This window comes from Bradyrhizobium retamae, assembly GCF_001440415.1.
In the GTDB taxonomy this organism is placed as follows: Bacteria; Pseudomonadota; Alphaproteobacteria; order Rhizobiales; family Xanthobacteraceae; genus Bradyrhizobium; species Bradyrhizobium retamae.
The window spans coordinates 1-9,770 of the sequence record NZ_LLYA01000005.1 but is presented as its reverse complement, the minus strand read 5'-3'; the positions used below and the strand labels follow the sequence as shown (position 1 = coordinate 9,770).

Genomic DNA, 9,770 nt, shown 5'->3' with positions numbered 1-9,770 from the left:
GATCCACCTCGCCGCTGCCGTGATAAACTCGCGATGAATCCCAACAGACCCTAGGGCGTCTTCCGATTCTGTGGTCTCAGGGAACTTCACATGCGCGCGCTCCCTCTTCTCCTGCTCGGTCTGGTGATGGCCTCCCCACACCTCGCCTTCGCTCAAATGAAACTCCCCTCCAAGACGGCGCCGGGCGCGACCGAGACGCGCTATTTCACCGCGATCGACGGGCTGATGGACGGCAATGCCGATGTCATTCTGAAGGAAACCCGCCAGGGCAAGAACGTCATCGCGGCTACCCTCGACGTCTGCTACCCCGCCGCGAAGGGCGCCGACCGCAAGGACCGCTTCGTCGCCAACCTCACCATCAGCGGCCAGAACCTGACCGGCACCACGCAGAGCCTCGGTGAAAGGCAGCCGGTCACCATCAGGCTGCTGCGCAAGCCTGTCGGCGACACCTTCGAGTTCCGCGGCCAGATCAGCATCGGCCAGACCGTGACCGAAGTGACCTCGACCGACAATTCCGATCTCAGCGAGAAGGAATTTCTGGACAACCAGACCAGCGACGATGGCATCACGCCGGCGCCGAAGGATTTTACCGACGTCTCGCCGGAAGCCATCGGCGTGCGGGTCAAGCTCGATGCGGCGCTGGATTTCCTCAAGAGCTTGAAGGGAGAGGCCGTCGAAGTCGGGCTTTCCAGCCTTTCGGTCTCCTGCGATGCGCTGCGCGCCGGCGAGCAGACCATCAACCTCACGGCCGATCCGGAGCGCACGGCTGCGCTGATTGCGAAGGCCAAATCGATGCCGGGCGTGGTCGCGGCGGGATGGACCAGCGGCTCTGTCGAGATGGACCGCACCATCCGTTTTGCCGCAGCCGATTGGCGTGACGGCGATAAGATCAACAGGGACAAGATCGCGTCTGCCATTTCAGGCGTGCTCGCGAAAACGCTCGCCGCGAAGGCCGCGGGCGCCGAGTGGGACGCCAACACCGGGAAACTGACGCTGAGCTTCAAGCGGCCGAGCCCGATCTATCCCGCGCTCGCGCTGACCGAAAATGTCGAGGTCACCGCGCTGGTCTCGCCGGATAAGCCGGGCGCCACCGATCGGCTGATGCTGTGGATCTCGAGCCCGGTGATCACGACCGCAGATGAAGGCCCCGGCCCAAAACTGAATTTGTCGGAAGAATCCACCGGCGACGAGGAAGGCGGCGAGCCGAAGGACGACAATGGTGCGGTCGAGGTGCTGGCGAAAGAGTTCAAGGGCCAACGCTGGGACGCCGACAATTCGGTGTGGAAGTAGAATGTGACAGACGAGCACGTTACGGAGCCCGATCGTTAAGATTCGATTCAGTTTAAAGGAACATCATCGGCTAGCTGAACCTGGGTCACACCATGCAAGACCGCGAGCCGAGTAGCGTTGAAAGCATCTTGTCGGGGAATGTGGTTGACGGCCGAGGGCCGGAGCAGCCGGCGGGTTCGTGGGATTTTCTCGTGCCCGATCGCGATGACGTATTGGTGGTGCGGGAGTCATTTCGCGACCGGGCGCGCAACGTGTTGCTGGTCACCGCGGCCCTGGCGGGAAGCTTTGGGCTCGGATGGGCCGGCGGCCTGAGCTGGCCCGAGTTGGCAGGCCCGCTCGGCCTTGAAACGGTTGCGCAGAAGGAAGCGCCCTCGCCGCGCATTGCTGAAGCACGGTCGAGCGGCAAGGTCGAAGGCACCCGGAAGACCGCATCCACCTCGGACTCGCCCGCCATCGTCGGAAGCATTCCGAAGCCGTCCGCCGTGTTGTCGGCCGGTGCACGCCCGTCTGCGGGCCCGGCCTCCCAGGCAAATGCGAGCCCCTCGCCGATTGCGATGCGGCCGCAGCCTTTGGTGGCGGCGCCGGAAACGAAGCCGACCACCATTTCCGGCTGGACGGTTGTCGATGTTCGGGATGGCACCGCCGTTCTCGAAGGCCCCGACGGTATCAGGATGGCCGCACGCGGCGACACCATTCCCGGAATCGGACGCGTAGAATCGATCGTGCGCTGGGGCGGCCGCTGGGTCGTTGCCACCGCCAGCGGCCTGATTGCGACGCCCTGACCGAACTTCCGATTTAGTTCGTGTTGATGCGGAAGCGCAGCGTCTTTGCGCCGATGAACGATACGAAATCGCCCTGCCGCTTCCAGGTGCCGGCCTCGGCAAGTGCCGCGACCAATTCATCATCCTGCTGCGCGCGATCCGGTGGACAGGGCCGGTTCTCCATCGCGCCGGGAACGAAGATCACGGTATTGCCAGCCACCGAAAACTGGCCCTTGCCGCCCTTGCACCAGAGTTCGAGGACCACCTCGCCCTTGTCGCCGATCTCGAGATTGGGAATCCGCTTCGACCCGCGCTGACGATCCACGTCGAGTGTCATTTCCGAGCCGAACGGAAAGCCGTTCTCGGCCCTGACCGGGCTGAGATGAAGTGCGGCGGTGATCAGCAGAATCGATGCCGCCGGCTTCGACATGCGCGCGAATGAAATCATGCAACCTCTCAACGTCCAACACCGCGCGTCGTTCTATTGAACAACGATGTGATTGGCTAGCTGCCCGGCACGGCGAATTCGGCACTGCCGAAATCACTCACATCCCCGCGAAGTGGTCTCCCGGCCCGCGATGCCAGGGTTGACTTCAACACCCGGACACGCCAACGCTGACCGCGGCACCCCGTGTGGCCTAGCCCCGTAAAATCACCAATTGTCCCGATTTTTCAGGCCTTTGAGGCCCTCCCCGGAGACGGCAATCTGTGAAAAACATTCGCTCGACGCTCGCCGCCGTATGGCGCATCTCTGCGCCCTATTTCCGTTCCGAAGACAAATGGGCCGGCCGTGGCCTGCTTGCTGCGGTCATCGCGATCGAGCTTGCGATCGTCGGCATCAACGTCCTGATCAATCAATGGAATGCCCGCTTCTACAACGCGCTGCAGGATCGCAACTGGGATTCCTTCGTCAGCGAGATCATCTATTTCTGCGTCGTTGTCAGCATCTTTGTCGTGCTGGCGGTCTATCAGCTCTATCTCAATCAATGGCTGCAGATCCGCTGGCGGCGCTGGATGACCGCGCAATATCTCGGTGACTGGCTGCATCAGGCCAATCATTATCGGATGCAGCTTCAGGGCGACGCGGCCGACAACCCCGACCAGCGCATGACCGACGACGTCAAGCTGTTCGTCGATCGCACGCTCAACATTGGCCTGGGATTGCTGAACTCGATCGTTACGCTAGCATCCTTTGTCGGCATCCTATGGGGGCTTTCGAACGCCGCGCCGCTGCATCTGTTTGGTCAGGACTTTGCGATCCCAGGCTACCTGGTCTGGGGCGCATTGATCTATTCGGTGCTCGGCACCATCCTGACGCATCTGATCGGCTGGCCGCTGGTGGGCCTCGATTTCCGGCAGCAGCAATATGAAGCGGATTTTCGGTTCAACCTGGTACGTGTGCGCGAAAATTCCGAGCAGATCGCGCTGCTGCACGGTGAGCAGGCCGAGCGTGAGCGCCTGCTCGTTCGTTTCGGACGCGTGGTGGAGAACTGGCTCGGCATCATGAGCCGGACCAAGAAGATTACGGCATTCACGGCGAGCTACAATCAGGCTTCAGTGGTCTTTCCCTATGTGCTGGTGGCACCGGCCTACTTCGCCGAGAAGATTCAGCTCGGCGGCATGATGCAAACCGCATCGGCGTTTTCGAACGTGCAGGGTGCGCTGTCGTTTTTCATCACCATCTATCGCCAGTTGGCCGAGTGGCAGGCCGTGGTCAACCGTCTCGACGGGTTCGAGGCTGGGATAGTGGCGGCGGGAGAACTGGCAACCCGCAGCGAACGAATTCATGTCGTCAAGGCGGGCGAAGGCGCCATCGATCTGAAGCGCCTGACGCTGCGTCTGCCGAACGGAACGCCGCTGGTGAATGCGGACCGGTTCAGCTTGCGCAAAGGCGAGCGCACGCTGGTCACCGGCCCGTCCGGCTCCGGCAAATCCACGCTGTTCCGCGCCATCGCCGGCATCTGGCCGTTCGGCTCCGGCTCGATCGCGGTGCCCGCCGGGGCGACATTGATGATGCTGCCGCAGCGGCCGTATTTCCCGACGGGAACGCTACGGGCGGCGGTCGAATATCCGGCCAAGGAAGGCGCGTTCACGCCTGCACAGATCAGCCAAACACTCGAATTGGTCGGGCTGCCGAAGCTCGCGTCGCAACTCGATGAACACGGGCACTGGAATCGGACGCTGTCGCTTGGTGAGCAGCAGCGACTTGGATTGGCACGCGCGCTGCTGCATGTGCCGCAATACCTGTTCCTCGACGAGGCGACGGCCTCGCTCGATGAACCTTCGGAGGCGGCGCTGTATCGCCTGCTCGAGGCCAAATTGCCGGCGACCACGATCGTCTCGATCGGCCATCGTTCGACGCTCAATGTCTTCCATGATCGCAATGTCGTGCTTGCCCGAGCAGGAGATGGCTTCGCGCTTCAGGACAGCAAGAGCGCCGCTGCGTCGTAGCCGTAGCGCGGATCATCCCTTCCCTACAGCCAGCGCTGCGGCCATGGCTGGCGGCGCACCCAGCGGTGCCAGAGATAACAGAAGGCGGTCAACAGCAGCGCGCCGGCCAGCACTGGCGCGAGCAGGAACGTCCAGGGCAGATTGCCTGAGACTACCAGCAGCGGATTGATGCCTGCCGGCGGGTGAAAGGTCCCGGTGACGTACATCGCGAGGATCGAAAGGCCGACGGCGGCGGCCGCTGCCCAGGCCTGCGGTCCCGTCAGCTTCAGCACGATCAGGCCGACCAAGGCCGACACCACGTGGCCGCCGATCAGGGCGCGCGGCTGCGCCGGCGCCACATCAGGCGATCCGATCACCAGCACGATCGAGGTGGCGAACGGAATCACCGCGAGCGGATAATGCGCGGCGAACGAAAACCACTCCATGACGCCGATGGCAATCGCGCCGCCGAGGCCCGCGACCGCGCCGGCGAGAACATTGCGGTGATCGTTGCGGGAGATCGCCCGATACGCCACGCGCCGCCAATCCCGTTTCATCCGACACAGCCTTTCACAAAAGAAAAGGGGCGGCAGATCGCTCTGCCGCCCCCTCGTCTTCGACAGGAAGATCTTACTTCAGGTTGGTCATCGCGGTCAGGTCAGCCGAGAGCTTGACGATGCCGGCCGCGCCGCACCACTTGGAGCCGACGCCACTTGGATTGATTGGCGTGAAGCTGCCGTTGAACGTCGCGGTATGGTCGCTCGTGAAGGCGTTGCAATCACCCTGCGACAGGTTGGTGTCGGAGTAGCGGAAGTCCAGCGTGAAGACCTTGTAGGTGAAGCCAATGCCGATATTCCAGGTGTTATAATCGGCATAGTTGATGCCGTTCGGGAACGCGGCCACGCCGTAGAAGGAGTCGGAGGTACCGAGCCACTGACGGCCGAACTCACCCGACACATACATGCCGATGCCGCTGGCGCCGAACCATGCGCTCGGCGCGATCGCCTTGCCGACGATCGAGGCATAGGTGCCTTCGGCTCCGGTGTTCAGGAAGCTTGGCGTATAATAGACATTGCCGCCCAGCGAGAAGTTGTCGTTGAAGGTGTAGTTCACCTTGCCATAGATCTCGAAGAAGCTGAGGTCCTTCTTGATGACGTTGCCGTTGAGCAGGGCATTCGTCTGGCATTCGAGGCTGAGCGGGACGCCGGCCGTGTCAGTTGCCGCACCGTAGTGGCAGGTGCCACCCGGATAGATGTAGCCCCAAGCACCGACGTCGAAGGCGAAGGCACCCAACGTCGCGCGGACACCGCCGTAAGCGTCAACTTCAGCCGCGGCACGGTTGGGGAAGGAGATGCTTGCAGCGCCGAGGCCAACATAGAGCTGGACGTCCTTGGTGACGTTGTAGCGCGGCTCGAAATAGGCGTTGACCGACGGCTTGTGGTTGGACTGGGTGATGCCGCGGAAGATGTAGTCGTTGGTGATTCCGGCGCCGAAGGCGAAATCCCAGGGATCGAACGCGACCGGCGGCGGCGCCTTGACGGCCTTCACCCGCATATCCGCAGCGAGAGCCGAACCGGACACCATTGCCAGCGCCGTTGCTAACAAAGCCACTTTCTTCATATCGATCCCCATCACCCTTCTTGACAGTCCAGCTCCGGCGCCCCCCCGGGCAAGCGATAACCGACTGCGGCCAAATGTCTTAACGTGGTCACAGACTGGGCCGCGGCGTCATGGTCGTGAAGCAAAAAAGTCAAGCACGTGCCGCCTTTTTAGGCGTTTGGGACGTTCCCAGAAATGTTCTCGGCCGGTGTTGCATTCTCACAACAATTTTACGGGTTTCCAGATTGCCCGGCGGCGCACGGAACCGGCAAACCGCGGCACCGGTGACACACCGGAGAGCGGCTCTCACGAATCAACCTCCCCGTGAAAACACCGGTTCGGTCGCTTCACCAGTCCTTTCGGCCAGTCCCAATAAAAAGGCCGCAGCGGGTGGGACGCTGCGGCCTCTCGAAATATCCGGTCTCGATATCCGGTCTCGGCAAGCGAGCTAGTGCTGATCGCCGCCGTTGGAGGAGCCCGATCCCCATGACGGGTTGGACGGCTCCGGAGAAGCCCAGCTCGGCGCAGGCGCCGGTTCGGGCTCTGTCATCGCCGGCTGCGGCTGGGGAGCGGCGGGCTTGGCAGCCGCCTTCCTTTTCTTGGCCGGGCTCTTCTTTGCAGCCTTTTTCGGTGCGGCCTTTGACTTCTTGGCCGCCTTCTTGGCGGATTTCTTCGCCGACTTCTTGGCGCCCTTCTTCGCTGATTTCTTGGCAGCCTTCTTCGCCGACTTCTTGGCGGACTTCTTCTTCGCCGCTACGGCCTTCTTGGCCTTCTTAGCCTTCTTCGCCTTCTTACTCTTCTTCGCCATCGTGGTCCTCCTGTTGCGCCTGTCCATGTCGAGCGCTTCGATAGTCCGCAGGCTAGACCGGGGCGACACTTCTTCGAAGTGCCCTCCCGCTCCATCCTTGTCTGGGCATGATCTCCGGGCGAGACGCTTAGCGCGCGCCTGCCCCGAGGAAAACCGGATGCCGATCCGCTGTCGAGCCGCGGAGCAGGCCTTCCGGATCATGCCCAAGGGCCGATCGATCAATTCAATCCTGGCCTGGGACCTCCCGTCGCCCAATCGAGAAGCTCAATCGTGTGCACCACAGGAACTGACGTACCGCCGGCAATTTGCACCATGCACCCAATATTGCCTGCAGCGATCATGTCCGGTTTGACTGTCGCAATGTTGGCGACCTTTCGATCGCGCAACCTGCTCGCAATGTCGGGCTGGAGAATGTTGTAGGTCCCCGCCGAACCGCAACACAAATGGCTCTCAGGTACATCTTTCACCACGAATCCATTCTTGGAAAGCAATTCTTTCGGAAGGCCTGTGATTTTCTGTCCATGCTGCAGCGAACAGGCCGAGTGATAGGCCACCGTTACGTCGCCTTTCTGGCTCGATGGCGTGAGCGCAATGCCGGCGAGATACTCGGTGATATCCTTTGCCAGCGCAGAGATTTGCGCTGCAGGGCCAGCGAAATCGCGATCCTCGCGCAGCATGAAACCATAGTCCTTGATGACCGTGCCGCAGCCCGACGCCGTGATCAGGATCGCGTCGAGGCCGCCTTGTTCCGCCTCCTTTTTCCACACCTTGATGTTGGCGCGGGCCCGCGCCAGCGCGTCGCCGTCCTGCCCGAGGTGATGGGTGAGCGCGCCGCAGCATTGCTCGTCCCTGACCAGCACGACCTCGATGCCGTGGCGCGTCAGGAGATTGATGGCGGCCTGGTTGATGCGCGGCGCCAGCACCTGCTGGGCACAGCCCTGCAATAGTGCGACCCGCCCGCGCTTCTCGCCCTGGGCCGGAAACACGCTGCCGCCCGAGGGTCCCGGCGGGGGAAGGCGTTTCGGCGCGAGCACCAGCATCGCCTTGATCCGCCGCATCAGCCCGGGGGTCGCGGCCTCTTTCGCCGGCAGCAGGGCCGCGAACGGGCGGGCGAGCCGCGCCATGATCATGCTGGCGCGAAACAGCTCTGGCCGCGGCAGCACCAGCGCCAGCACCGCGCGCAAGGCCCGCTCGGTCAACGGCCGCGAAAAGTCGCGCTCGATCCGGACCCGCGCCTGATCGACCAGGTGCATGTAGTGCACGCCGGACGGACAGGTCGTCATGCAGGCCAGGCAGGAAAGGCAACGGTCGATATGCTTGACCACCTCCGCCGTCGGCGGGCGGTCCTTTTCCAGCATCTCCTTGATCAGGTAGATCCGCCCGCGCGGGCTATCGAGCTCGTCGCCGAGCAGGACGTAAGTCGGGCAGGTCGCGGTGCAGAAGCCGCAATGCACGCAGGCGCGCAGGATCTTGTCGGCTTCGGCGATATCGGGATCGGCGAGCTGGGCCAGTGAGAATTCAGTTTTCATGACGCAGATACCCTCACCATCCGGCCCCGGTTGAGGATGATCTTCGGATCGAAGCTGTGGCGCACGCGCTCGCTCAGCGCAGCGATGCCGCCGGATTGCGGATGGAAGACGTCGACATTTCGCCTGATCTCTTCGGACGCGCGGATCAGCGACGCGTGGCCGCCGGCCGCCTCGACGCGCTGACGCACCATCGCCGCTTGCGCATCCGGCTTGGGCGGCAAGGCCGCCCAGATCAGGCCGCCGCCCCAATCATAGATCACGTCGCCGCCGGTCTCGCGCGCCAGCGCCTGCCCGAGCGCGCTGCCGGATGCCGGCGGACAGACGATCCGCCACACCGGCCAGGCGCCGAGCGCGCCGCTTGCGGCGAAGGGCTCGGCGTCACGGATCGCACTCCAGAGTGTTGCCGAGGCAGCGTCCTCAAGCATTTCCACTGACCCGAACGGCGCAAGCGCTTTGCCCAGCGAAGCGGCGCGATCCGCGACCGAAGCTGCGATGCCTTCAAGCCGCAATAGCGTGACCGCCCGCCCCTGAGAGGCAAAATCCGCAGGCGCGCCGGTCGCAGGACGGAACGCCGAATTCGGCAGGTGCGCCGCGCCCGAGACGTCAAACGGCGAGCCGAGTGCTGCGGTCATCGCCCGGTTCGCGGCCACATCGTCGAGGCCTGCGAGCACCAGCGTGCGCTCGCTCTCAGGCTTCGGCATCACCTTCAGCGTGACCTCAGTCATGACAGCGAGCGTGCCCCATGCCCCCGTCAGGAGCTTGCAGAGATCGTAGCCGGTGACGTTCTTCACCACCCGTCCGCCGGTCTTGAAGCTGTCGCCGAAGCCGGACACCGCATGCGCGCCTAGCAGGTGATCGCGGGCGCCGCCGGCCTTGATACGGCGCGGACCGGCGAGACCCGAGCCGATCATGCCGCCGATGGTGCCGTTGCCGGATATGCCTGTCAGCGCCGACGTATCGATCGGCTCGAAGGCGAATTGCTGGTTCTTGGAATCGATCAGCGACTGCACGTCGGCGAGCGGGGCGCCGGCCTGCACCGTGATGATCAGCTCGTTCGGCTCATAGGCGCTGACGGCGTTCAGCGCCGACACATCGAGCACGGCGTTGGTCGCCATCGGCTGGCCGATGCCACGCTTGGTGCCATGGCCGACGATCTCAAGCGGCTGTTCGCCGGCGATCGCCGCCCGCACGACCTCCTCGACGTCTTTGGCGTCACGCACTCTCAAGGTGTCCACGGCGCACCTGAACTGCACATGCTGAAGCGGGGTCTCCGCATCTCTCCCGTCAGTACCCGCGGCTCACCCCTCTCCCCAACCCTCCCCCGCAAGGGGGGAGGGTTGGGGAGAGGGGTGA

At 63.4% G+C, this 9,770-nt stretch carries 9 protein-coding genes; 3 read left to right on the top strand and 6 right to left on the bottom strand.

Annotated features, from left to right (window positions below):
- Positions 1-90: 90 nt before the first annotated feature.
- Together CQ13_RS03480 and CQ13_RS03475 are read left to right on the top strand one after the other, a co-directional pair.
- Positions 91-1,290 (top strand): hypothetical protein, encoded by a 1,200-nt coding sequence (locus CQ13_RS03480; protein WP_057841638.1) that lies wholly within the window; start codon positions 91-93, stop codon positions 1,288-1,290.
- Between the two features lie 191 nt (positions 1,291-1,481).
- On the top strand, positions 1,482-2,072 hold the full coding sequence (locus CQ13_RS03475; RefSeq protein ID WP_156433472.1) for a hypothetical protein: 591 nt from the start codon (positions 1,482-1,484) through the stop codon (positions 2,070-2,072).
- Between the two features lie 13 nt (positions 2,073-2,085).
- On the opposite strand, the gene CQ13_RS03470 is transcribed toward CQ13_RS03475, so the two are convergent.
- Positions 2,086-2,499 carry an META domain-containing protein gene (locus tag CQ13_RS03470; protein ID WP_057841636.1) on the bottom strand — a complete coding sequence of 138 codons (414 nt, stop codon included), beginning with the start codon at positions 2,497-2,499 and terminating at the stop codon, positions 2,086-2,088.
- A 260-nt stretch (positions 2,500-2,759) separates the two neighbouring features.
- Here CQ13_RS03470 and CQ13_RS03465 point away from each other — a divergent pair, with 260 nt between their 5' ends.
- Positions 2,760-4,502 carry an ABC transporter ATP-binding protein/permease gene (locus CQ13_RS03465; protein WP_057841635.1) on the top strand — a complete coding sequence of 581 codons (1,743 nt, stop codon included), beginning with the start codon at positions 2,760-2,762 and terminating at the stop codon, positions 4,500-4,502.
- A 23-nt stretch (positions 4,503-4,525) separates the two neighbouring features.
- Here CQ13_RS03465 and CQ13_RS03460 read toward each other — a convergent pair whose 3' ends face one another.
- The 5 genes from CQ13_RS03460 to CQ13_RS03440 all read right to left on the bottom strand — a co-directional run bounded on the left by CQ13_RS03460 (position 4,526) and on the right by CQ13_RS03440 (position 9,652).
- Complete coding sequence (locus tag CQ13_RS03460; RefSeq protein ID WP_057841634.1) at positions 4,526-5,038, bottom strand: HPP family protein; 513 nt, start codon at positions 5,036-5,038, stop codon at positions 4,526-4,528.
- A gap of 73 nt (positions 5,039-5,111) precedes the next feature.
- Positions 5,112-6,101: a TorF family putative porin gene (locus CQ13_RS03455; RefSeq protein WP_057841633.1), complete on the bottom strand. Its 990-nt coding sequence runs from the start codon at positions 6,099-6,101 to the stop codon at positions 5,112-5,114.
- Positions 6,102-6,528: 427 nt separating this feature from the next.
- Positions 6,529-6,888 (bottom strand): hypothetical protein, encoded by a 360-nt coding sequence (locus CQ13_RS03450; RefSeq protein ID WP_057841639.1) that lies wholly within the window; start codon positions 6,886-6,888, stop codon positions 6,529-6,531.
- Between the two features lie 218 nt (positions 6,889-7,106).
- Positions 7,107-8,417 (bottom strand): glycolate oxidase subunit GlcF, encoded by a 1,311-nt coding sequence (gene glcF / locus CQ13_RS03445; RefSeq protein WP_057841632.1) that lies wholly within the window; start codon positions 8,415-8,417, stop codon positions 7,107-7,109.
- Entirely contained in the window at positions 8,414-9,652 is a 1,239-nt protein-coding gene (locus tag CQ13_RS03440; RefSeq protein WP_057841631.1) for an FAD-binding protein, read from the bottom strand. Before CQ13_RS03440 ends, glcF begins: the two co-directional genes overlap by 4 nt.
- Positions 9,653-9,770: the final 118 nt, after the last annotated feature.

What these genes read in the sequence shown, in the direction of transcription:
- CQ13_RS03480 (WP_057841638.1), top strand. Translation starts at nt 91, where the DNA reads ATGCGCGCGCTCCCTCTTCTCCTGCTCGGTCTGGTGATGGCCTCCCCA.
- CQ13_RS03470 (WP_057841636.1), bottom strand. Translation starts at nt 2,499, where the DNA reads ATGATTTCATTCGCGCGCATGTCGAAGCCGGCGGCATCGATTCTGCTG.
- CQ13_RS03460 (WP_057841634.1), bottom strand. Translation starts at nt 5,038, where the DNA reads ATGAAACGGGATTGGCGGCGCGTGGCGTATCGGGCGATCTCCCGCAAC.
- CQ13_RS03455 (WP_057841633.1), bottom strand. Translation starts at nt 6,101, where the DNA reads ATGAAGAAAGTGGCTTTGTTAGCAACGGCGCTGGCAATGGTGTCCGGT.
- CQ13_RS03450 (WP_057841639.1), bottom strand. Translation starts at nt 6,888, where the DNA reads ATGGCGAAGAAGAGTAAGAAGGCGAAGAAGGCTAAGAAGGCCAAGAAG.
- glcF (WP_057841632.1), bottom strand. Translation starts at nt 8,417, where the DNA reads ATGAAAACTGAATTCTCACTGGCCCAGCTCGCCGATCCCGATATCGCC.